The organism is Acidobacteriota bacterium, assembly GCA_028875725.1.
In the GTDB taxonomy this organism is placed as follows: domain Bacteria; phylum Acidobacteriota; class Thermoanaerobaculia; order Multivoradales; family Multivoraceae; genus Multivorans.
Map to the genome: position 1 here is coordinate 64,967 of JAPPCR010000023.1, position 22,908 is coordinate 87,874.

The window sequence follows — 22,908 nt, forward strand, 5'->3', positions numbered from 1 at the left end:
GACGGAGCGACGGCGGCCGCGAGGCGGGCCTCCGCCTAGCGGCGCGGCGGCTCCTTCGTGGCCCCGGTGAGCTCGTCCAGCTCCCCCTGGATCTCTTCCATCCGCGTCCTGATCACCTCGATCGTGGCGTTGTGCTCGTCCGCTTCCTGGTTGTCGGCGACGATCTGCTCGTTCTCCCGGACACGAGCAGCTCCCTCCGGATCTTCGGCCCTCCCGTAAGCCTCGATCGCCTCACTGAACTTCTTCTGCTTCTCGAGCACGAAGCCGAGATACGCCCAGATGGCCTTCGCGTCCACAACTGAGGCCAACTCCAGGGCCCTGGCTAGCGGCGCTTCCGCGTCGTTGAAGCGTCCGAGCGCTCCGTAGGCCTGTCCGAGGTAGTAGTGGGCGTGCCAGTCGCTGGCGTTCTTTGAAATCGCCTGCTGCAGTGTCGAAACGGCCGACTCGTAGTTCTTTGCACCGAGCTGAACCTCAGCGAGCAGCAGAAGGTTGTCGTAGGAGGGATCGCCACCGACCAGGCTCCTGGCCACATCCTCGGCTCTGCGGTACACAGCGGTCTTCGCTTCGCCTTCTGTCCTTCGACCCTTGATCTTCAGGGCGTTGACCAGGACTTCCTTCCATTCCGCGTTGCTACCGTCCATCGAGGTCGCACGCTCGAAGGCGGCAATGGCCGCATCCAACTGTGCGTCGTCCTGCAGCTTCTTGCCGTAGTCGAAGCGCGCTTTCGCATCGCCCGGCTTGAGATCGGCCACTCTGCCGAAGTCGACCGCGGCGCTTCCCGTGTTCCCCAGCTTCGCGTGGCTACGACCTCGCCTCTGGTACACCTGGATCTGCGCCTGTTTCGGCAAACTGTCGATGTCCAGCCGGTTCAGCGTCGCAATGCACTCATCGGGCTTCTCGTTCTCGTCGAAAGCCTGCCCGAGAAAAACACGGCTGGGGACATCGTTCGGATTCAACTCGATGGCCTTCCGCAGCGGCGCGACCGCGTCGCCCGGCCTCCCCGCGAAGATGAGGGAGCGACCCAGCATGTGGTAGCCCTGCGGCTCATCGGGCCACTCCTCGACGAACTTCTGGAACTCGGCCGCGGCCAACTCGAAGTTCCCGGCCCTGAAGGCGGCAGCCCCCGCATCGTAGTCAGCGAAGGTGGCGCTGGCGGCCAGCAGGAGGCTGAACGCGGTCCGGGCACGTACGAATCGGCAGACAGTCATCTACTGGAGTTTGAAGGTGACGGTCAGGCTGTAGTACACGGCGACCGGCTTGCCGTTCAGCGTCGCCGGCTTGAACTTCCACTGCTGCACCGCCGCCACGGCGGCCTCGGCAAGGCCCATGGGCAGGGGTTTCAGAACCTTGGTGTCGGTGACGTCGCCGTTCTTGTCGATCGTCGCCTGGAGAATGACGACACCCTGGATCCGCGCCTTGCGCGCGATCTCGGTGTACTGGGGCTGAATCTCGTTGATCTTCTCCGGCTTCGTCACGTCGCCGGTGACGTAGATCGGCCCGGTCGGTTCCGGCGGAGGCGGCGCCTCGGGAAGGTCGAAGAGATCGAGATCGTCGACCTCGGGGATGTCGATCTCCTCGGGCTCGTCGATCCGGATCGGCTCCGGCTCGTCGGGCGTGGGATCGGGGATCGGAACCTTCTTCGACTTCGGCTTCGGAATCTGCTGCTCTTCCTTCGGCGGTGGCGGCTTGAAGCGCACCTGCTGCACGACGAAGACCTTGGGCTTCGGCGGCGGCGCCACCACGTCGCCGTACAGGTCGGGCAGCTTGACGATCAGCAGAATGCCGTGGAGGATGACCGCCAGCCCCAGCGAGTAGCGGAAGGTCTTGTTGTCCTCGCGGGTCTCCTGCACGTAGGTCAGCAGGCCCTGTTCAGCGGAGGTCGGCGGGGCCGCTTCCTCCCTTCCGGGCTCCTCCGCCCGGGATGCCACCTGTTCGAGGCCCTCGTCACTCATCCGGCAACCCCCCTTCGGCCAGGTTCTCGGCCACGTGTTCTCTCGCGTGGTGTCTGAGTTCCAACGTCCAGCCGGTTTCGGCCTATTCCGGCTCTCCAGACGCGGCCCACGACGGCACGAGCCGCCAGGCTGAGGGCAAGACGCGAAGCTCCCCACGCAGGACGCTTATCCGTCCTGCGTGAGCTGTCGATGTTCCGCGGCGCGGGCTTCTAGCGCCGCGGAGGCTCGTTCGTCGCTCCGGGGACCTCTTCGAGTTGCCGGCGGAGTTCCTCGCGCTGGCGCTCGAGTTCCTCAATGTTCCTGTTGAACTCGTCGGCTTCCTGGTTCTCCTGGGCGATCTGCTGGTTCTCACGCACCCGGGCAGCGCCGGCCGCGTTGCCCGCGCGCTCATAGGCCGAAATCGCCGGCTCGTACTTGTTCTGCTTCGAAAGAACGAAGCCGAGATAGTCCAGGATCTGCTTCTTGTCGGCTTCGTCGGAAGCCAGAGGAAGTGCGGTGTTCAGCGGTCCTTCGGCGTCGCTGTAGCGCTCGAGGGAGCCGAAGGCCTGCCCGAGGTAGAAGTGCGCGTGCCAGTCGTTGCCCTTCTTCGAGATTCCCTGCTGGAACGTCGAAGCCGCCGACTCGTAGTTCTTGCCTCCGAGCTGAACCTCGCCGAGCAGCAGCAGGTTGTCGTACGAGGGGCTGGTCCCTACCAGGCTTCTGGCCACGTCCTCCGCTTGGCGATAGACGCCCGTCTTGGCTGAGCCCTGGGTGCGCCGACCCTTGACCTTCAGGGCATTCACCAGGACCCTCTTCCACTCCGCCTGGCTGCCGTCCATCGAGATCGCTCGCTCGTAGGCGGCGATCGCCGGCTCGAGCTGCGCATCGTTGTGGAGCATCTGCCCGTACTCAAAGCGGGCCTTGGCGTCACTGGGCTTCAGGTCGGCGACCCTCCCCAGGTCGGCAGCCGCACTGCCGGTGTTGCCCAGCCGCGCGTAACTCGCGCCGCGCGTCTCGTACACCCCGACCTGGATGTTCGCCGGCAGCCCGCCGATGTTGAGCCTGCTCAGGGTCGAAATGCACTCCCTGGGCTTGCCGCTCTGGTAGAAGGCCTGACCCAGCAACACCTGGCTGCCAATGTCGTCGGCCTTCATCTCGATCGCCTTCTGGAACGCGGCAACCGCTTCGCCGGCCTTGCCGCCCCGGAGCAGGGAACGGCCCAGCATCTGGTAGCCGGCCTGCTGGTCCGGGCGCTCCTCGACGAACTGCTGGAACTCAGCGATCGCCTGAGCGTAGTTGCCGGACCTGAATGCAGCGACGCCTTCGTCCCAGCCGGCGAAGGTCACCGGCGCGGTCAGCAGTCCGCAGACAACAGCAAGTGCGAGTACGGATCGGCGAGTAGTCATTGGGCCGTGATCCTCCGCTCTACTGGAGCTGGAAGTTGACGGTCAGGTTGTAGTACACGGCGACCGGCTTGCCGTTCAGCGTCGCCGGCTTGAACTTCCACTGCTGCACCGCCGCCACGGCGGCCTCGGCAAGGCCCATGGGCAGGGGTTTCAGAACCTTGGTGTCGGTGACGTCGCCGTTCTTGTCGATCGTCGCCTGGAGAATGACGACACCCTGGATCCGCGCCTTGCGCGCGATCTCGGTGTACTGGGGCTGAATCTCGTTGATCTTCTCCGGCTTCGTCACGTCGCCGGTGACGTAGATCGGCCCGGTCGGTTCCGGCGGAGGCGGCGCCTCGGGAAGGTCGAAGAGATCGAGATCGTCGACCTCGGGGATGTCGATCTCCTCGGGCTCGTCGATCCGGATCGGCTCCGGCTCGTCGGGCGTGGGATCGGGGATCGGAACCTTCTTCGACTTCGGCTTCGGAATCTGCTGCTCTTCCTTCGGCGGTGGCGGCTTGAAGCGCACCTGCTGCACGACGAAGACCTTGGGCTTCGGCGGCGGCGCCACCACGTCGCCGTACAGGTCGGGCAGCTTGACGATCAGCAGAATGCCGTGGAGGATGACCGCCAGCCCCAGCGAGTAGCGGAAGGTCTTGTTGTCCTCGCGGGTCTCCTGCACATAGGTCAGCAGGCCCTGCTCGGCGGACGTCAGCGCGGTCGCTTCGTCCTTCGCGGGCTCCTCCGCGGGGGATGCAGCCTGTTCGAGGTTCTCGTCACTCATCCGGTTACCCCTCTTCGATCAGGTTCTCGGTCAGCTCTTCTGTCGCGTGGTGTCTGAGTTCAACGTCCAGCCGGTTTCAGCGTATTCCGACCCCTTAGTACCAGAAGCTCTGGATCTCGCGCTGGGTGGGAACCGAGATGTTGATCGGTTCCGCCAGCCCGTGATCCTCGCCCTGGCGCAGCTCGTCGTACACCTGAACCATGTACTTGTACGGCGTCGCGGTATCCGGCCGGATGATCACCGGCTTCTTCGGGTTCCGCTCGAGCTTCGGCTTCAGGTAGGGGATGATCTCGTGCAGCTGCATCGGATCTTGGTCGACGATCAACTCGCCGTTCGGCAGGATCTCGATCAGTACCGACTCCTCCTTCTCGACCACCGGCGGATCGTCGTCGTCCTCGGGAAGCGCGAAGTCCAGTCCGCGGGTCGCGGTGAACGTCGTCGTGATCATGAAGAAGACAATCAGCAGGAAGGCGATGTCCGCCATCGAGGAGGTCGGGATCTCATCGTCCGGGCGATCACGATCAAGTTTCATCTTGCGTCTCCATCCATCGTCTGGTCAAGCCTATCCGTCGGTAACGGTCCGCTGATCGGACAGCAGGTAGACGTCCCGCACCTTGGCCCGCTTCAACGCGTCGATGACCTCGTCGACCTTCTCCCACGACACTTCGCCGTCGGACTTGACCACGAAGACCTTCTGCGGGTCCATCGCGATGACGCCGGCGGCCATCGAGAGCACCTCGTCGGCCGCGCTGACCAGGGCGCTCTGTTCGTTGCCGTCCGACACCCGGATGCGCCCGTTCGGGTCGATCGAGACGTAGGCGGACTGTTTCGGGATCTCGTACCTGAGCGTCGTCTTCGGCAACACCACCTGGGTCTTGTCGACCTCGAAGGTGATCGTCAGCATGAAGAAGATGATCAGCAGGAAGGCGATATCCGCCATCGAGGCCGTCGGGATGTTCGGCTTGTGCTCGATGGTTGCCTTGAGCTTCATGTCGATCTAGCTGGCGTCGCCGCCGGACTCCGGCGGAACGCCGCTGCGCTCCATCTCGCCGAACGTCTCGAGCAGCATGTTCGCCGACGTCTCGATGTCGCGGACGAACTTGTTGATCCGGCTCATGAAGTAGTTGTAGGCGAGCTGCGTCGGAATGGCGACCGCCAGACCGCCGGCGGTCGTGGTCAGCGCCTCCTTGATACCGGTGGCGACCGCGCCGGGGTTCGACAGGCCCTGAGCCGCCAGGGCGTCGAAACCGGCCATCATGCCGGTCACCGTGCCGAAGAAGCCGAGCAGCGGGGCGACGTTCGCCGTGGTCGCGAGCACCGCGAGGCCGCGCTCAAGGCGGCCCATCTCGAACAGCGCCGCATTCTCGATCGTCTTCTCGACGTCTTCCTTGGGCTGGCCGTACTTCATCAGACCGGCCTTGAGGATCGAGGCGACCGGACCGCGGTACTCCTCGCATACCTTGACCGCTTCACGAATCGAGCGGTTCACGACCAGCGCCTTCCGCACCTTGGGGAGGAACTCGTGAACGTTGATCCGGGCCCGCCGCAGCGCAATCAGTCGCTCGACCACCACCGCAGCCGCGATGACGGAGAAAGCGAGCAATGGCCACATGACGGGGCCGCCCTCGTTCATCAACTTCCAGAACGTGCCACCAATGTTCACCTAGCTACCTCCTCAGGACTATGCCCGCCACTACGGGCCTGGTTGAACCGCCCGCCGAAAGGCGGACGCGATTCTGGACATGCGGTGACCCCTACACCGGGAGGGGTGCCTGGCTCACCTTGGAACGGTGAAGCAATATAGCACACGGGTTCGGCTTTGGAACCGCCCGATCAACCGCGTTCCGGCGACGCGCCGGCCGCCTTCACGACCCGCTCCAGCGGCCGCCGGTGGAGATAGCAGAGGGCGGCGGCCAGAGCGTCGGAGGCGTCGGCGCTGCGCCGCACCGGCGCTGGGCCCAGAAGCACGTCGACCATGCGGGAGACCTGGGTCTTGTCGGCCCGGCCACTGCCGCAGACCGCCTGCTTGACCTCGGCCGGTGAGAACTCGCGGACGTCCAGGCCATGCCGCCCAAGCACGGAGAGGATGACGCCCCGGGCCTGGGCCAGCGCGATCAGCGAGCGGCTGTTGCGCCCGTGAAACAGGGACTCGAGCACCGCCGCCACCGGCTGCCAGCGGTCGAGCGTCTCCTCGACGCCCTCGGCCAACCGGGCCATGCGCGCCGCCGGTGTCGGCTCGCCGGCGAGGGCGATCCGGCCCGCATCCAGTTGGCGAACCCTCGATCCCTCCTGCTCCACCACGCCGAACCCCGTGTAGCGACTCCCGGGATCGATCCCGAGAACGATCACGGCAACGCCACGGAGACGGTCAGGACGCCAGCCGCTCGAGCAACTCGTCGTCCAGGTCGAAGTTGGCCCAGACGTTCTGCACGTCGTCCTGATCCTCCAGCGCGTCGATCAGGCGCATGAACGGACCCACGCCCCCTTCGTCGAGCTGGACCAGGTTCTGGGGTTCCATCGTCAGTTGCGCGACGGTCGCGGTCAGGCCGCGCTCCTCGATCGCATCCTTCGTCGCATGGAACGCCTCGACCGAGGTGTAGACGCTGTAGCTCTCGTCCTCCACCGAGAAGTCCTCGGCCTCGAGTTCGAGCGCGAGCTCGACCAGCGCCTCCTCGTCCACGCCGGAGCCCTCGAGGGCAGCGCGGTCGAAGACGAAGAAGCCGCGACGATGGAACATCCAGGCGACGCAGCCGTTCTCGCCCAGGTTTCCGCCGTGCTTGGTGAACAGGTGCCGGACGTCCGAAACGGTGCGGTTCCGGTTGTCGGTGAGGGTCTCCACCAGCACCGCCACGCCACCGGGGCCGTACCCCTCGTAGGTGACTTCCTCGTAGGACACGCCTTCGAGCTCTCCGGTGCCCTTCCTGATCGCCCTGTCGATATTGTCTCCCGGCACGTTCTGCGCCTTCGCCTCCGACAGGGCGTGACGAAGTCTCGGGTTACCCGCGGGATCGCCCCCGCCGAGACGAGCGGCGACCGACACCTCCTTGAGGATGCGAGTGAAGACCTTGCTGCGACGGGCGTCCTGCGCCGCCTTCTTGTGCTTGATCGTGCTCCACTTGCTGTGACCGGACATCGCTCGTTTATCTTATGCTGCGCCGCCACGTGACCGGCGCGACCAAACCCTCGGCGAGCGAGATCCTCGACCGCCTCGAAGTCTGGGGGCAGAAGCTCGGCCTCGACGCCACGCGGAGCCTGCTCGACGTGCTCGGCAAGCCGCAGCAGCGGGTGCCGACGGTGCTGGTCGCGGGAACCAACGGCAAGGGTTCGACCAGCGCCGCGCTCGCCTCGATCCTGAGCGCCGCCGGCTTCCGCTGCGGCCTCTACACGTCACCCCACCTCGAGCACGTCGAGGAGCGGCTCCGGATCGACGGCGCGGCGATATCGGAGGCCGAACTCGGGCACTGGCTCCGGCGGGTGCTGGACGCGGCCGGCGAGGCGCCGCCGACCTACTTCGAGAGCCTGACCGCGGCGGCCTGGCTGCACTTCGCCCATCACGGCGTCGACGCCGCGGTGTTCGAGGTCGGCCTGGGCGGTCGACTCGACGCGACGAACGTCTCGGACCCCCTGCTCTCCGTGATCACCCAGGTAGCTCGCGACCACGCGCCGCAACTGGGCTGGACCCTGACTTCCATCGCCGGCGAAAAGGCCGGCGTCATGCGCCCCGGACGCACCTGCCTGACCTGGCCCGGCCGGCCCGAGGTGGAGCGTGAGCTTCGCCGCTGCGCGGCGGTCTGCGCCGCGCAACTCGTCGACGCGGGGGATGGGGTCGTGTTCGAGCGCCGGCTCGAGGCCGGGCATCTTTCGTTGACCACACCGAGTGCCAGGTACCGTTTCCGGGCGCCGCTGGCCGGCGGCCACCAGCTCACAAACCTCGCCCTGGCGGTACGCGCTGCAGAGGAGTCCTGCGCCCTCGCCGGACGAGACCTCGACCCGGAGGCCGTCAGGCAAGGCCTCGAGGCGGTCCACTGGCCGGGTCGGCTGGAGTGGGTCGAAGTCGAAGCCCACGGTGGGCGCCGCCGGATCCTCTTCGATGCCGCCCACAATCCAGCCGGCGCGGCCGCGCTTCGCACCTACCTCGAGGAGACAGGACTCCGGTTCGATCTCCTGTACGGGTGTCTCGCAGAAAAGCACCCTGAACAGTGCCTCCCCCGGTTGGCTGAAAAGGCGGACCGGATCGTGCTGACGGCCTTCGACCATCCTCGTGCGGCGTCACCCGAAACGCTGGTTCCGCTCCTTCCCGCCGGCCGAGCCGCTGTCAACGACAACGCCGCGAACGCACTCGAAGGCTGCCTCGCCACACCCTCCAGTCCAGCCCATGCTCTGGTCGTCACCGGCTCGTTGTACCTCGTCGGAGAAGTCCGCAGGGCGCTCCGCCGCCACTACAACGTGCCAACCGCAGCCCGAGAGCTCGTCACCGGTTTCGGCCCACAGACCGACGACGTTCAGCCGCAGCCGGGCCAGGGGAGGGGAGCCCGGGGGATCGGAGGCAAGCGACTCCCGGCGCCGTCACATCAACCAGCGACCTAGCGAAGCGCAGCCGACAACAGCAAGCCCCTGCTTCCCATCCTCTCCCTGAGGGCGAGCGTCCCCCGGGCTCCCCTCCCCTGGCCCGGCTGCGGCGGCACCTACGGCAACGACGCCGCGGCGCCGTCGATCTTCGCGACGCGGGCGGTGTGGCGATCGCCGTCGAAGGCGGTGTCCAGGAAGACCTCGAGGAGTTCGGCGGCCTGGCCGGCGCCGAGGACGCGGGCCCCGAGGGCCAGAACGTTCGCGTCGTTGTGGGCGCGGGACATGCGCGCCGTGAAGCTGTCGGTAGGGTTAACGGCCCGGACGCCCGCGAAACGGTTCGCCGACATCGCCATGCCGACTCCGGTGCCACAGACGAGCAGGCCGCGGTCGACCTCTCCGGCGGCGAGGGCGCGCGCGACCTGGGCCGCCTTGTCCGGGTAGTCGACGGGGCCGGAACCGTCGGCGCCGAAGTCCACGAACTCGATGCCGCGCGCCCGCAGCACCTCGCCGAGCCGGTTCTTCAACTCGACCCCGGCGTGATCCGCGCCAACCGCGAACTTCATCCGCCGCGCTACTCCCCGGACTCCGTTTCCGGTTCCGGCTCGGCCGGCGCGGGCGACGCCTTGGTCTTCTTGCTCGACGCTTTCTTCCTGGGCGCCTTGGCCTTGGCCTTGGTCCGCCGCACCTTCACCGTCCGCGGCGCCGCCTCCCGGGACGCGGCCTCCTCCCGGCGGCGTTGCTTGAGGCGCTTCAGCCGGCGCTGGCGGCGGCGGCGGAGCTTGCGATCCTTCTCTCTCATTCCTGGAGCGTAACCGCATCCTGCCGCACACGCTCGTCGGCCGCTGCCACGCGCTCACCCATCCGACCGCGATAGTCCTTCAGGGCGGCGGCCAGTTCCGGATCGCCGAGCGCCAGGATCTGGAGAGCAAGCAAGCCCGCGTTGTCGGCACGGTTAACGCCCACGGTAGCGACCGGGATCCCTGGCGGCATCTGAACGATCGCCAGCAAGGCATCGACACCGTTCAGCGGACCGCTCGCCACCGGGACGCCGACCACCGGCAGCGTGGTCGCGGCCGCCACGACGCCCGGAAGCGCGGCGGCGACGCCGGCGCCGGCGATCAGCACGCCGATGCCGCGCCCGGCCGCGCCTTCGGCCCACTCGGTCGTCTCCCGCGGGGTCCGGTGGGCCGAAAGAACCCGTGCCTCGCAACCGACGCCGAAATCGGCGCAGACCTTCGCTGCCTTCTTCATCGTCGACCAATCCGAGTCGCTGCCCATGACGATGCCCACTCTGATGTCGCTCATTCGCTCCAGATCTCCGCCTTGCTGCTGGTGAGGTGTTGACGTGTCGTCCGTGTCGCCGCCCGCCTACAGGGGAACGCTGCCGTGCTTCTTTGCCGGTACGCCGGAGCGCTTGCCGGCGAGCTGGCGCAACGCGCGCACGATCTCGCCGCGAGTCGTGCGGGGCGCGATCACCGCGTCCACGAAGCCGCGCTCGGCGGCGACGTACGGATTCGAGAACTTCTCCCGGTACTCGGCGGTCAACCGCTCGCGCAGCGCCTCCGGATCGTCCGCGTTCCGGATCTGCTGGCGGTAGAGGATGTTGACCGCACCACCGGGGCCCATGACCGCGATCTCGGCGGTCGGAAACGCCAGGTTGACGTCCGTCCGCAGATGCTTGCTGGCCATGACGCAGTACGCGCCGCCGTACGCCTTGCGCGTGATCACCGTGATCTTCGGCACGGTCGCCTCAGCGAACGCGTAGAGTAGCTTGGCCCCGTTCCGGATGATCCCCCCGTGCTCCTGCCGCACGCCGGGAAGGAAGCCGGGAACGTCCTCGAAGGTCACGAGGGGGATGTTGAAGGCGTCGCAGAAGCGGACGAAACGGCCGCCCTTGACCGCGGCGTCGATGTCGAGGACGCCCGCCAGATAGTTCGGCTGGTTGGCGACGATGCCGACGCTCCGGCCGCCCATGTGAGCGAAGCCCACGACGATGTTCTGCGCGAAGTTCCGGTGGACCTCGAGGAACCGGCCGTCGTCGACGACCGCCCGGATCAGCTCGAGGATGTCGTAGGGCTTGTTCGGGTCGACCGGGACCAGCTCGTCGAGTTCCGGAGCCTCCCGATCGTCCGGGTCGTCGGTAGGACGGAGCGGCGGATCGTCCAGGTTGTTGCCCGGCAGATAGCCGAGCAGCTCGCGGATCAGAGCCAGGCAGGCGGCATCGTCCGAGGCGGTGAAGTGAGCCACGCCGCTCTTGCGCGCGTGCGTCATCGCTCCGCCGAGCTCCTCCATCGAGACATCCTCGTGAGTCACCGTCTTGATGACGTCCGGCCCGGTAACGAACATGTAGCTCGTGCCCTCGACCATCATCACGAAGTCGGTGATGGCCGGCGAGTACACGGCGCCGCCGGCGCAGGGGCCCATGATGGCGCTGATCTGCGGAACCACCCCGGACGACAGGGTGTTGCGGAGAAAGATGTCGGCATAGCCGCCGAGCGAGGCCACCCCTTCCTGAATCCGCGCACCGCCCGAGTCGTTCAGACCCACCACCGGCGCTCCGTTCTCCACCGCCAGGTCCATCACCTTGCAGATCTTGCGGGCGTTCGTCTCGGACAGCGAACCGCCGAACACGGTGAAGTCCTGGGCGAAAACGTAGACGGGGCGCCGGTCCACGCGGCCGTGGCCGCAGACCACGCCGTCGCCGGCCACACGTTGCTCGGCCATTCCGAAGTCGGTGCAGCGATGCGTCACCAGGGCGTCGATCTCGACCCAGGAGCCGGGATCGAGCAGCAGGTCGACCCGCTCGCGCGCCGTCATCTTGCCGCTCGCGTGCTGCCGGTCGATCCGCTCGGCGCCACCGCCCAGTTGGGACTGCTGGAGCCTCCGTTCCAGTTCCTGGACCTGCTGGCTCCGGACGTCGCCAGCGGTCTCGTCTGGTTTCGCTGCCGCGGTCATCCGATCGGCTTTCATACCACAGGCGCGCAAGGGGAACCTCACAGCCGGCCGGCGGCCGCTTCCGCACGAAAGTAGCCCTAGAATCCAACCGATGAGGTCGAACGCCAACAGTGCCGAGCAACGGCCGCTGCTGACCTCCGACGTTGGCGCCCCGGCCGACGCGCTGACCCGACTGGTCGCGCATGGAGACCAGCAGTTCGAGGCGTTCTTCGAGCGCGTCGAGAGCGTCGAGCTGTTGCCGAAGGGTGCTCCCAACCGCGTCCGCCTGAGAAAGGAACAGGGACTAGCGGTAAGGAAGATCGAGAACGGCCGGAGTCGTCTGGCGGCCGCCGACACGATCTCGGGACCTGCCTTCGCCGCCTGCTGCGACAGAGTAGCGGGAACGGCCCGGTCGATCGGCACGGCGCCGCCGCGCATCAGGACCGGTCGATGGCCGGCCCTGCGCCTGGCCGAGATCGAACAGGCCGAATCCAGGCTCACCCGCGCCGTGAACCGGCGCCGCGTCGGATTCCCGATGGAGATCACCGCGCGCCGTCATCGCCGGCAGGTGCAGGTCATCCGCAGCCGGGTGGCCGCGCCGCCGCAGTTCGAGGAGTACTTCAGCCTGCAGGTGACGACGCCGTGGGGCGTCTGGGGCGGGCTGCTGCCGTCGCTCGCGGCCGAGGACCTGGACCCGGTCGCCCTCTGTCTCGTCGACCGGCTGCGTTCGCGAGGCCTGGCCCCCCAGCGGCCCGGTCCCGGCGTCATCGTCCTCGGGCCCAACGCCGCCGCGGTCCTGCTCCACGAAGTCGTCGCCCACGCGCTGGAGGCGGACACCCTGGCCCTCTCCGGCTCTCCGGACCAGGTTGTCGGGCTGAAACTCGGGGGCCCCGAACTCGATGTGGTCGACGATCCGCGTTCCGCGCCGCTGGCCTGCAAGCGCTCAAGCGACGACGAGGGCACGGCGGCGATCAGCCGCTGGCTGCTCAGACGCGGTCGGGTCCGGCAACCTCTGGCCGACCTTGCCTGGGCCGAGCGCTTCCCCAGCATGATCCCGGGCGCCGGCCGCCGGGCGAGCCGGCATCGACTGCCTGGACCGCGCACCACCCACCTCGAACTGCTCCCCGGCGCCATTCCCGAGAGGGAACTCTTCGCCGAGGCCGCTGGCGGCCTCTACATCGGGGAGTTCGAGAGGGGCAACCTGGACCCGTTCGACGGCCGGTGCGTGCTCGGGGCGCCGTGCGGACGGCGAATCGGCGCGAGCGGCCCGAGCGACCACACAGGACCGATCGAGCTCCGGTCGCGGGCCGTCGATCTTCTCGCGGCGGTCGTCGCGGTCGGGGACCGTCCGCTCGCGGGCGGCGCCGGTTGGTGCGCGAAGGACGGCGCACTGCTGCCGGTCTGGGCCCGCTGCCCGTCGGTTCGCCTCGAGGGACTGAAGGTGGCCGATTGAAGTCCGCTCGACTCCCCGGCATGCGAAGCCTCAAGCTGGCCCTGGGAGCGGTTAGTGAACGCACCGGCGCACCCGGCGCCGAGCTCTACGTCAAGGTCGGAAACACCCGCCGGATAGAGATCGACCCCTGGATGACGGCCGCGCCGGCCGACCCGGACGACCTGCACGCCCAGGTGGCCATCCTGGACGAGCGGGGATGGGCGCTGCGCGCCGGGGGGGCCAACCGCGCCCTCTTTCTCGCCGACTCCGGCCCCCTCCCGGAGCCGAACGGCTGGAGGCGGCTCAGCCGGCACTCGTTGCGGCCAGGTACCCTCAGGCTGCCTTCGCCCGGTTCCGGGACGGCGCCGTCTCCGTCTGCCGACTTGGCCGAACACGAGGCGGACGACGAAGAAACGGCCGGCCTGGCGCTCCTGCATGGCGTCCTTCGGCGCCTTGGAGATCGAATGCCCGAGGCCCGTCTCGTCCGGGGCCGACTCGAGAGTGGAGCGAGCGCCGCGGTGCTCGCCAGCACGACCGGCGTCACCGGACGGACCGCCCTGCGGCTCGCGACGCTTAAACTGGACTTCGCTGCTTCACGAGACGGCCGTCATGGACACTGCAGGCTCTACCGCGCGGCCCCGAACCTCCACCTGCTTGGCGCCGATTCCATCGCGAGCGAGATCGCGGAGCGTCTGACGCTCGCGACGGCCCCCGCTCCACCCTTCCTGCCGGCCGGCGAAGTCGTGGTGTCCCCGGCACTCGGCTGCCACCTGCTGGCGCTCCTCGCGCCTCTCCTGCGAGGACGCGGCGGCTGGCGGCGGCTGCGGGAACTCGGCGCCGGCCGCCCGCTCGGGCCGCCCCAACTGCAGATCGTGGACGACGGCGCCCTCGACGCCGGCTGGATGAGCTCGGCGCAGGACGACGAGGGCGTCCCGACGCGGGCCGTGGCCCTGGTCCGCGACGGCGAACCCGGCGAGCCGCTGCTGAGCTGGGAGGACGACGGCTGGTCGGGCTTCGCCGCCACCGGCTGCCGGCGCAGGTCGGGATGGCGGGCGCTACCGGAACTCTGCCACTCCCACCTCTACATCGCCGGCGGCTCCGAACCTGCCGAGTCGATTCGGACCGGCATCGTGCATGGCTGCTACCTGCTCGACAGGGCGCACGACGGCCGGTGCCATGCGACGTTCGAAGCCGCGACGAGCGACGGCGCGGGACATTCGGAGGAGGGACGCTTCGAGGTCGACGCGATCGGCCTGGTCATTCGTCGCGGCGCCGTCCTGGGCGAGGCCCCCAGGGTAAGGCTGACCGGTTCCGTGCGGCAACTGCTCCACGGCATTCGCGCCATCGGCGACGATCTTCGCTTCCTGCCCGCGCCCGGGGCGGTCGGCTCTCCGACCGTGCTGCTGACCGGGCTGCAGGTCGAGGCGATCGGTTAAGCGGTCGCCGCTTCGCGGCGTTTTCTTCCGCGGGTCAGAAGACCCGCGGTCAACTGCCTGCGGCGGCGGGTCAGAGGACCCGCGCACCCAGCCGGTTCAGCTACGGGGCGGGAACCGCGTGGCGGCGGATCGTCGTCTCAAGCTGCGCGCTGCTGCGAGCGCTGGGCTGAAATCGTCCGCCGCTGCCGCGGAAGGTCCCGGCCGCGGGAGGAGCCGACTGCCTGCCGCCGGGGCCGACCGGCGTGCCGAGCTGGACGCCGCCACGGGAACCCCCGAGGGGGCTCGCCTGTGCCGGAGCGCCGCCCGACGGCGCACCGGTCACCATCGGACCGGCGCCGAGCGTGCGGGTCCGCAGATGCTCCCGGGTGAAGACCCGCGGCCGGTCCCCGGCGCGCCCGGTGTCCGACCCCCGCTCCGAGTTGGCGGTCTGCCGCCTCGCGTCGCCGGTGTCCCACTCCGTTTCGAGGGCCTGGAGGGGAGCGGCGCGGTCGAGGGGCCGGTTCAGGACCGGGTCGCCGGTCGCCGGCGCCGGCAGGATGCCCGGCGACTGGATCACCCGCCTGACTCCGTCGGCGCTCGCGCCCCCGTCTCCGGGCGCCCGGCTCGCCCGCCTGGGCAGATCCCCGTCCGGCTCGGACGTCTCTGGTGCCGCCGCCGCCTCGACGGCGCCGCCCGCGTCTCCGGCCACTGCTTCCTGCTCCTGCTCCACCTTCGGCAACAGCAGGCTGCTGATGCGGCCCGGTTGGGAGTAGGTGCGCGGCGGCAGGACCTCGACCCGGCTTCGATCCGCCTTGAGGAGCACCTCGGTGGCGTAACGGTTGACCGCGAAGTGCGGATTCACGTCGGTGAAGGCGAGGCGCGTGTCCAGGCTCAGGGCGTGGACGTAGTGATCTACGGCGGCGCCGGCGTCTCCGGCGTCGTCCGCGATCCGGCCAAGCTGGTAGTGGGCCCAGGCGTTCCCCGGATCGAGCTCGATCGCCGTCTCGAGGTGCGCCGAGGCCAGCTCACTGTCGCCGGTCGTGTACGCGAGCAGTGCCAGGTTGTAGTGCGCGGGCGCCCAGGCTCCGTCCTCCGCGATCGCGGCGAGGTAGTGCTCGAACGCCCCCTCGACATCCCCGCGCAGTTCCAGCAGGTTCGCCAGGTCGTTCAGCGCGCTCGCACGGTCCGCGGACCGTGTCTGCCCGTCCACCACCTTGCGTTGCGCCGCGATCGCCCGGTCGAGGTTCCGGACCTCCGTCGTCGGAGGCTCGACGGTCTGCGCCGCGCCCTCGGGGACACCGCCGACCGGCAGGCCCGGCCCGATCATCAGCCAGACCAGCGCCAGCACCATCGCTCTCGACATCGTCTTCATGGCGGTCATGTGACTCTCTCGCGCGTGGCGCGGGATCGGAGTTGGCGGATTAGGATCCGCGGGACGTGAGTCAACTGCGACGACTACCTGCAGTCGGACATCTGCTGCAGGAGAGCCCGCTTGCCGAACTCACTGGATTATACGGAAGGGAAGCGCTGAGGGTCCAAACGGCCCGCGTTCTCGACGCGGTGAGGGCCGAGATCCGGACTGGAATCGAGGACGACGAGCTCGCGGAGAGGATCCGCGAGATCCCGCAACGGGTCCGCGCCGCGCTGGAGGCGAAGGCGCCGCCACTCAGGCGCGTGCTCAACGCGACGGGCATCTTCCTCCATACCAACCTGGGCCGGGCGCCTCTGCCCCGCCAAGTTGTGGCCGACCTGGCCGATCGCCTCGACGCCTACTGCGACCTGGAGATGAGCCTCGAGACGGGGCGCCGCAGCGACCGCGGCCGACGTGTCGAGAACCTGGTGCGCGCCCTCACCGGCGCCGAGGCGGCACTGGTCGTCAACAACAACGCCGCCGCGCTGGCTCTCGCACTCTCCAGCCTGGCGTCCGGCCGCGAGGTCCTGCTGTCCCGCGGCGAGCTGGTCGAGATCGGCGGTTCGTTCCGGATTCCGGACATCCTCGAGGCGAGCGGCGCGCGCCTGGTAGAGGTCGGCACGACGAACCGCACACGCATCGCCGACTACGAGCGCGCCATGCGTCCGGGCGTCTCCCTGGTGCTCAAGGTGTACCCGAGCAACTACCGGATCCAGGGCTTCGTCGAAGAGGTCGACCCTGCGACGCTCGCCGACTTCGCGCACGGCCACGGCCTCCCGCTCCTGGTCGACGAGGGCAGCGGCATGCTGCGAGCGAAGTCGGCGCCCCCGCTCCGCCGCCACCAGAGCTTCCACGAACTGATCGAAGCCGGCTGCGACCTGGTCTGCGGCAGCGGCGACAAGCTCCTCGGCGGCCCTCAGGCAGGGCTGATCGCGGGTCGCGAGTCGATCGTCGCGCGGCTCCGGGAGTCGCCCTTCTACCGGGCGCTCCGGCCGGGAAGGCTGGTCCTGACCGCTCTGGACGCGGTGCTCCGGCGGCACCTCGCGGCACGGCCCATGCCGATCGCGGCTCTGTGGCGCGACGACGAAGAGCATCGTCGCCGGGTCGAGGGGCTGGCTACCCGGCTTGGCGGCAAGGCTGTCCGGGGCGGCGCCTACGTCGGCGGCGGTTCCGCGCCGGAGCAGGAGATCGAAGGCTGGGTGGTGGCCCTGGCCGCCCCCGCCGACGTCGCCGCCCGGCTCCGCCAGGGCGAACCGCCGGTCGTCGGCTACGAGCGCGACGGCCGCCTGTTCCTCGACCTGCGGACGGTGGACCCGGAAGACGACCAGGCGTTGGCGAAGGCGGTCGAACGAGCGTTGGGACGGCGGTCGTAGCCGGGGTTGCCGCCGGTCGGGCAGCAACGGGGCCAATGCGCGTCCGTCATAGTGCGGGACCGATTCACTGCGCTGGACCCGGGCGGCGCAACTCGATCGAGCCGACGGCGACACCCAGCGCGCGGCTGTCGTTCCTGCCGGGAACGTGCGTATCGCTCAGCAGCCTGATCTCGAGGTCCGGCGGCACGAGCCGGCAGTCGTCGAGCGGAAACGTCGCGCTCCAGTCACCGTTGATGGTCTGATCGAAGACCGTACAACCTTCGATCGTCACGCGTAGCTGTTTCGGGGGACCGGTCATCAGGACGTCGACCGCGATCTCCGCCGGCTGCGACCGCCGATCGAACGGCGCCAGCAGCCGCGCGTCGCCGCGCGTCCAGCGGAACGAGCGGGGGCCGACCCACTCGGTCCCGAAGAACCCCGAGGTTTCGACGCCCGCGGACACGGCCTGGTCGTCGCGAAGGAGGTTTGGCCATGGATCCGTTGCCGATGTCGCGCCCGCGGCCGCCAGCGCCACGCCCCCCTGGTCGCCGGCAGCGCGGATCTCGAACACCTCGAGGGAGTTCTCGCCCGGCCTGAAGCGGCGCGGATCGACGATCGTCTCCCAGGCGTCCCGGCGTCCAAAGACGGGAAAGGCGTACGGCCTGGTTACCGCCGCGACGACGCCGTTGAGCGCTATCGCGAGGACCGGCCTCGGCGCGCTGTCGCTCACGCCGACCACGGCGCCCGTGAGGTGCGCCGGGACGAAGTCCGCCGCCGGGTTCACCTCCCGCAGCAGCGGCCCCGAATCGACGACCACTTCGAAACCGGCAGGGTCCGGGATGAGCATCTCGCTGGCCGCCCGGCCGATCAGCTCGCCGTAACGGTCGTCGGGAGTGGGCGTGTCCAGGGGGTTGCCCGTTTCGAACCGATCGAACTTGCGCGCCACGCTCCGCAGCAGACCGGCACGGAGATCTCCCGGCGCCTCGATCCGGCGTCGCGCCCGGTCGAAGAACATCACCTTCGATGACCTCGGGCTCCTGCCCGGATCGAACAGACTGGCGCCGTCGGTCCTCCACGGCACCTCCGCGCCGAGCTCGGCCGCGACCGTCGGCAGAATGTCGGTCACTTCGACGTTCGCATCGACCGCCTCGCCGTGCCGCTGCCCGGGCCGCTTGACGAAGAGCGGCACCGCCGCGATGTCCACGACAGTGGATGCACTCGGTCGCCGGAACGAGAGCCCCGCTTGCAGGCTCGCACCGTGGTCCGCGGTGACGACGATCAGCGCGTCGTCGTATATGCCTGTTTCGCGCAGACGCGCCACCAGACTGCCGAGCAGCGTGTCCACGTATCCGACCTGCAGCAGGTAGCGCTGCAGGTTGAGCGCGGCGGCCCACGGATCGTCGGCCCACTTGCCCTGCCGGAGGCCGATACTGTGCCTCTGTACCGTGAACTGCTGTCCCGACGGGAGATAGAGCCACGGTTCGTGCGGCAACAGGAAGTGCATGAAGTAAAGCGACGGCCTGGTGCTTGCGTCGACGGACTCGATGAAGCGGACGGCGGTAGCCCGCCGATCATCGACGCGGACCTCGCGCCAGCGGTCCTCCAGCGTCTCGTTCGCCGCGAAGTCCTTCCAGCTCTGCGTCGTTGGCGGCAACGACTCGGCCAGACCTCTCGGCAGCACAGCAGTCAGATAGACCACGGCCAAGTCGCGCAGGATGCCGGCGAACCGACGCGGGAAAGCGGCTCGTTCAGGCGGGCACAGCGTTTCCGGACACAACCCGGTCAGCGGCTCCAGCACCTGCATGCGGTACTGGCCGCCCAGTAGCGTGAAGAGATTCCCCGGATGCTCGGCTGCTACGGGCAGCCGACGGGGCGACGGATACGTTCCGGTCAGGATCGCCGGCAGCGCGTACCGGGTGTGTCCGGCCACGGCGGTCGCGTTACGAAACCAGGTGGCGTCGTCGGCCAGCGCCGCGAAGTGCGGGAAGGCTCCGCGGTCGATGTTGCCTTCGCGGTCAAGCAGCGCGGCGAGCTGCAACTGGTCGAACACGACGACCACGACCGGCGGCATGGCTCTGAACGCGACGCCCTCCGTCGCCCCGACTTCAGCGGCCGGCCTCAGCAGGCGCGACACGCCGGGGCTGAGCAGGAACAGGGCCGGGACAACGATGGCGGCCGGCGCCAGAAACGTGGAGAACAGCCGCACCGGGGCGAACCGTGCGTACGCCCAGGCCGCCACGGCGCCAGCGAGAACGGCCAGCAAGAGCAGCAAGCCGTCGGGCCAGCCGCCGAGCGGTTTGAGTGCCGCCAGCGCGATCACGCCGGCCAGGCCACCGACGACAGGGGAGACGGCTCGGCGACGCCAGCGCCAACCGCCGCTTCGGCTGACGAGACGAACGAGGAGCAGGCAGGCTGCCGGGCCGCCGAGGCAGAGGAGCGCCACCAGCGCCAGAAGATCACCGCGACCGGCGTCGTGGGCGACGAAGAACTCCGGACTCGGCCCCGAGATTTCGAAGATCGGCTGTGCGACCGCAAGGCTCCAGAGAGCCAGGATGTGGAGTGACGCGAACCGACCGGCGCCGCCGACTTCACGTGGCCCGGGGTGAGGATGTCCTTCCATGAGTCGTCAGTTTGACAAACCACTGCGATTCAGAACATTCCGTCTTCGAACCAGTCGACGTCGATCCGGCACACGGGCACGACCGCCAGGCGAAGCGGCCCGGCGTCAACGTCCGCGCCGATCAGACGCAGGCGGGCGCCGCCGAACCGGCAGCTTCCCGGCATGCCGGCCCGGAGCGTCTCGAGGAGGCGTTCTTCGGCGGGCGACAGCAGCGGCGCGGAGAGGCTCCCCGGATGGTCCACCACGAGCCGGGTCGGCGAGCCGAAGTCGCTTGACGGCCGGGAAGCACCGGTGGCGACCGGCACGGCACGCGCTCCGTCTCCGGCCGGATCGCCGGAACGAAGCCGGAGCGAGTACCGGCGGATCTCTCCGCCGCCGGGCCCGGTCGGCCTGAAGGTCAGGAAGGTCAGCAGTCCGGCGGCCGCCAGCGGCGGCGAGGCGATCTCCTCGCCCTGCTCCAGGGCGAGTGACCAGCCCTGCCCGGACGGCGGGAGCTCCGGCGCTAGGCGATCGAGACCCGGAACGCCGCCGGAAGGATCGATGGAGGCAGTGCTCCCGGCGGAACCGATGCGTCCCGATCCCCGGTCGACCAGGACGAAGAACCGGCCGGCCGCTTCCTCGGACGGAACCCGGAGGTCGGCCCGCCCATCGGCGCCAAGAGCCAGCGCGACCGCCCCGATCCCGGGCACCGGCACCACCGCTGGTGGCTGGCGAATCGGCCGGCCGCCGGTCTCGAACACCCGCCCGGGCGTCCAGCTCCTCGCCGCGACCTTGCCGCCCGCAAGCTGCGCCGGCGCCGACACGTCGACGCGGTACAGGCTGCCGGCGAGGGTGCCGGCGTAGATCCGATCGGCCACTCCGTCCCCGTCCAGGTCGGCGGCGGCGGGCGTCGCCGTTGCCGGGGCATCGAGCTCCCGCTTGTAGAGCAGCGCGCCGGATTCGACTTCAACGACGTAGAGCCAGTTGCCGACCTCGTCCGGCCGATTCGGGTCGTACCCGCCGCCGAACACCGCGGCCAGGCGCTCCCCTGCGCCCACGCTCAGCCGGACGATCGCCGGCGGCGACAGCGGCACTCCCAGATCGGGAGCACCGTTGCCGTCTTCGTCGCTTGGGTCGACGAAGGACGAGAGCGGATCCGGCGGCGGCGGCGCCGCCGCCAGGTCCCATTCCCCCCGGCTACCCGCCGGCCAGGGCGCCAGGTCCACCACGGCGGACACCGAGCGCCGAGGCGCCGGCAGGCCGTCCGAACGGCTCGGAGCGCTGGCCGTGGCGGATACGACGTGGCTGACACGCCTCAACCCACCGAGGGATCCCAGCGTTCCCTCCAGGTTCGTCATGCACAGGCGGCAGGGACCGCTCGCGGCCGGAACGAAGCCCGACACCTCGACGACGACTTCCGCTCCGGGCGCGCCGCCGCCGAGCGTCCGCGTGGTCGGCTCGACGGCGCCGGCCATCCCGCGCGCGACGCCAAGCTGCACGCCTCCGTCGGCCGCGGCCAACAGCCGCACCTGTACCTTCTGCTGGGCCGCGACCAGCATCCCGGTCTGCGTCGCCATCAGCAGCGCCAGACAGGATCCGCTCAGCAGGAGCAGGATCAGCGTCACCAGCAGGGTCGAGCTGCCCTGAACGGAGGTCGATCGCTTCACGGGAGGTTTCTCAGCCGGACAAAGGACGACGTTGTCCGCTCGACCCGCAACGCGGCGGCGGCGGGTTCGCCGGCCCGCGCCGTAGTGACCACGCTGGCGAGGAAGGCCCCTCCGTCCACGGTCTGTTCGACCGTCACGTCCAGGTCGATCAGGTCGTCGGCGATCGGCTGCAGCAGGTTGGAGTTCCGCCGTCGCCAGGCGATTCCGGTCCCCGGGTACAGGCGGGCCATCGCAAGCTGCGGTCCATGCCCCGACCGCAGGTCCGGCGGCCGGATGTAGAAACGCCATTCCTCCAGCACGCCCACCCTCTCCACAACGCGCATGGGGCGTCCGGGCCAGGCGCCGCCGCTCGACATCCCCAGGTAGGCGCCGGCCACCGGCCCGCGCGAGGCGTCGGCATGGAAGTGGACCCTCAGTCGGCGCCTTCGTCCGCGGCCGCTGGCCGCGACCTCGGTGATCGGCACCACTGCATGGACCGGAGCGACGCCGGAAACCAGGAGCAGGGCGTCGTCACCGGCTGCGCCAGCGTCCTGGAGCATGGCGAGCGGCTGGTGAACGCCGCCGGGGGTCTCGGCCAGAACTTCCACCCAGCCGCGCGCGACCGTCAAGTCGACCTCGACGTCCTCCACCCAGTAGAGCGGGCCGTTCATAACGCCCCGCACGACCAGCACGTCGGTGCCCTCGGCCGCTGTCAGGCCACCAACCGGATGACCCGCCGCAACGTCCTTCTCGACGAACGCCGCCAGCTCCGGACGCGCCTCCTGGCCGGGCGACTCGCGCGCAATGCCGCCGCGCCCGGCCGCGCGCAGCCCACGCCGCAACTCCCGGTGGGCCGCCTGCTGCGCCTGCTGCAGCGCCGAGTCGTCGAGTTGAGCGCGGGCCAGATGCTGGTGGAGGCCGAACAGCGAGAGCGCGAACGCCGAAACGGCGACCGTGAGACCGAACGCGACCAGGGTCTCGATCAGGCTGGCGCCCGCGTCGGCGGCCTTCATGGCAGGCGGAGGGTGACCAGAGACATCGACCGTTCCCCGGCGGCGCGACCGGCCTGCAGTGCGGTCACTTCCACTGTCACCTCCAGGACTTCGACTGACTCCCCCGGCACGGCCGGCTCAAGCACGAAGACCGACCGGACGACGCGGCGGAACTGGGGCGGCTCGGCGCCGCAGTCCTCCTGCCAGGCCGCGGCGGAGGGACACCAGACCTGTGCCGGATCCCCTGCGCCGGCGACCCCCTCGATGGACGACCAGGCCATCTCGACCAGCGCCTCGGCGCGGCGGGCCTCCAGGTTGTTCAGCCCGGATCGGACCAGAAGCGAGAGCACAGTCGCCGCGGTGAGGCCGAGCAGCGCGAAGGAAACGAGGGTTTCGACGAGGCTGAAGCCGGCGGTCCGCGGCGGCGAGAGACTGACGCGGTGGATCCTGTTCATACT

Annotated in this window: 22 protein-coding genes; 4 read left to right on the plus strand and 18 right to left on the minus strand. The window is 69.3% G+C overall.

The window, feature by feature from the left end:
• Positions 1-35: 35 nt before the first annotated feature.
• From OXI49_15905 to OXI49_15945, 9 genes are all read right to left on the minus strand, one after another.
• Positions 36-1,208 carry a tetratricopeptide repeat protein gene (locus OXI49_15905; protein ID MDE2691987.1) on the minus strand — a complete coding sequence of 391 codons (1,173 nt, stop codon included), beginning with the start codon at positions 1,206-1,208 and terminating at the stop codon, positions 36-38.
• Positions 1,209-1,952 (minus strand): TonB family protein, encoded by a 744-nt coding sequence (locus OXI49_15910; protein ID MDE2691988.1) that lies wholly within the window; start codon positions 1,950-1,952, stop codon positions 1,209-1,211. It abuts the gene before it with no gap.
• Positions 1,953-2,161: 209 nt separating this feature from the next.
• The gene (locus tag OXI49_15915) at positions 2,162-3,337 is read right to left on the minus strand and encodes a tetratricopeptide repeat protein (GenBank protein MDE2691989.1); all 1,176 of its coding nucleotides are present in this window, start codon (positions 3,335-3,337) and stop codon (positions 2,162-2,164) included.
• Positions 3,338-3,356: 19 nt separating this feature from the next.
• Complete coding sequence (locus OXI49_15920; protein MDE2691990.1) at positions 3,357-4,100, minus strand: TonB family protein; 744 nt, start codon at positions 4,098-4,100, stop codon at positions 3,357-3,359.
• A 94-nt stretch (positions 4,101-4,194) separates the two neighbouring features.
• On the minus strand, positions 4,195-4,632 hold the full coding sequence (locus tag OXI49_15925; GenBank protein ID MDE2691991.1) for a biopolymer transporter ExbD: 438 nt from the start codon (positions 4,630-4,632) through the stop codon (positions 4,195-4,197).
• 30 nt (positions 4,633-4,662) lie between these two features.
• Positions 4,663-5,091 carry a biopolymer transporter ExbD gene (locus OXI49_15930; protein ID MDE2691992.1) on the minus strand — a complete coding sequence of 143 codons (429 nt, stop codon included), beginning with the start codon at positions 5,089-5,091 and terminating at the stop codon, positions 4,663-4,665.
• Positions 5,092-5,097: 6 nt separating this feature from the next.
• Positions 5,098-5,763, minus strand: a complete 666-nt coding sequence (locus tag OXI49_15935) for a MotA/TolQ/ExbB proton channel family protein (protein ID MDE2691993.1) — start codon at positions 5,761-5,763, stop codon at positions 5,098-5,100.
• Positions 5,764-5,933: 170 nt separating this feature from the next.
• Entirely contained in the window at positions 5,934-6,449 is a 516-nt protein-coding gene (ruvC, locus tag OXI49_15940) for a crossover junction endodeoxyribonuclease RuvC (protein ID MDE2691994.1), read from the minus strand.
• 19 nt (positions 6,450-6,468) lie between these two features.
• Positions 6,469-7,233: a YebC/PmpR family DNA-binding transcriptional regulator gene (locus OXI49_15945; protein ID MDE2691995.1), complete on the minus strand. Its 765-nt coding sequence runs from the start codon at positions 7,231-7,233 to the stop codon at positions 6,469-6,471.
• A gap of 29 nt (positions 7,234-7,262) precedes the next feature.
• Here OXI49_15945 and OXI49_15950 point away from each other — a divergent pair, with 29 nt between their 5' ends.
• Positions 7,263-8,687, plus strand: coding sequence for a Mur ligase family protein (locus tag OXI49_15950; protein ID MDE2691996.1), 1,425 nt, complete (start codon positions 7,263-7,265; stop codon positions 8,685-8,687).
• A 98-nt stretch (positions 8,688-8,785) separates the two neighbouring features.
• Here the strand turns inward: OXI49_15950 and rpiB are convergent, their stop codons facing one another.
• From rpiB to OXI49_15970, 4 genes are all read right to left on the minus strand, one after another.
• Positions 8,786-9,232, minus strand: a complete 447-nt coding sequence (rpiB, locus tag OXI49_15955) for a ribose 5-phosphate isomerase B (GenBank protein MDE2691997.1) — start codon at positions 9,230-9,232, stop codon at positions 8,786-8,788.
• A gap of 8 nt (positions 9,233-9,240) precedes the next feature.
• Positions 9,241-9,468: a hypothetical protein gene (locus tag OXI49_15960; GenBank protein ID MDE2691998.1), complete on the minus strand. Its 228-nt coding sequence runs from the start codon at positions 9,466-9,468 to the stop codon at positions 9,241-9,243.
• The gene (gene purE / locus OXI49_15965; protein ID MDE2691999.1) at positions 9,465-9,974 is read right to left on the minus strand and encodes a 5-(carboxyamino)imidazole ribonucleotide mutase; all 510 of its coding nucleotides are present in this window, start codon (positions 9,972-9,974) and stop codon (positions 9,465-9,467) included. The genes OXI49_15960 and purE overlap by 4 nt, the downstream gene beginning before the upstream one ends.
• A gap of 63 nt (positions 9,975-10,037) precedes the next feature.
• The gene (locus tag OXI49_15970) at positions 10,038-11,624 is read right to left on the minus strand and encodes an acyl-CoA carboxylase subunit beta (GenBank protein MDE2692000.1); all 1,587 of its coding nucleotides are present in this window, start codon (positions 11,622-11,624) and stop codon (positions 10,038-10,040) included.
• A gap of 91 nt (positions 11,625-11,715) precedes the next feature.
• Here OXI49_15970 and OXI49_15975 point away from each other — a divergent pair, with 91 nt between their 5' ends.
• Both OXI49_15975 and OXI49_15980 read left to right on the plus strand, forming a co-directional pair.
• Positions 11,716-13,056 carry a metallopeptidase TldD-related protein gene (locus tag OXI49_15975; protein ID MDE2692001.1) on the plus strand — a complete coding sequence of 447 codons (1,341 nt, stop codon included), beginning with the start codon at positions 11,716-11,718 and terminating at the stop codon, positions 13,054-13,056.
• Between the two features lie 20 nt (positions 13,057-13,076).
• Positions 13,077-14,471, plus strand: coding sequence for a metallopeptidase TldD-related protein (locus OXI49_15980; protein ID MDE2692002.1), 1,395 nt, complete (start codon positions 13,077-13,079; stop codon positions 14,469-14,471).
• A gap of 100 nt (positions 14,472-14,571) precedes the next feature.
• On the opposite strand, the gene OXI49_15985 is transcribed toward OXI49_15980, so the two are convergent.
• Positions 14,572-15,831 (minus strand): tetratricopeptide repeat protein, encoded by a 1,260-nt coding sequence (locus OXI49_15985; protein ID MDE2692003.1) that lies wholly within the window; start codon positions 15,829-15,831, stop codon positions 14,572-14,574.
• Positions 15,832-15,887: 56 nt separating this feature from the next.
• On the opposite strand from OXI49_15985, the gene selA reads away from it, so the two are divergent.
• Positions 15,888-17,234, plus strand: a complete 1,347-nt coding sequence (gene selA, locus OXI49_15990) for an L-seryl-tRNA(Sec) selenium transferase (protein ID MDE2692004.1) — start codon at positions 15,888-15,890, stop codon at positions 17,232-17,234.
• A 64-nt stretch (positions 17,235-17,298) separates the two neighbouring features.
• Here selA and OXI49_15995 read toward each other — a convergent pair whose 3' ends face one another.
• Genes OXI49_15995 through OXI49_16010 form a run of 4 tightly spaced genes read right to left on the minus strand, consistent with a single transcriptional unit; the run spans position 17,299 to position 22,905 of the window.
• Positions 17,299-19,833 (minus strand): sulfatase-like hydrolase/transferase, encoded by a 2,535-nt coding sequence (locus tag OXI49_15995; GenBank protein MDE2692005.1) that lies wholly within the window; start codon positions 19,831-19,833, stop codon positions 17,299-17,301.
• Positions 19,834-19,862: 29 nt separating this feature from the next.
• A complete protein-coding gene (locus OXI49_16000; protein MDE2692006.1) occupies positions 19,863-21,479 on the minus strand; it encodes a PilC/PilY family type IV pilus protein in 1,617 nt (538 codons plus the stop codon).
• Positions 21,476-22,471 (minus strand): hypothetical protein, encoded by a 996-nt coding sequence (locus OXI49_16005; protein ID MDE2692007.1) that lies wholly within the window; start codon positions 22,469-22,471, stop codon positions 21,476-21,478. The genes OXI49_16000 and OXI49_16005 overlap by 4 nt, the downstream gene beginning before the upstream one ends.
• Positions 22,468-22,905, minus strand: coding sequence for a type II secretion system protein (locus OXI49_16010; GenBank protein MDE2692008.1), 438 nt, complete (start codon positions 22,903-22,905; stop codon positions 22,468-22,470). The genes OXI49_16005 and OXI49_16010 overlap by 4 nt, the downstream gene beginning before the upstream one ends.
• Positions 22,906-22,908: the final 3 nt, after the last annotated feature.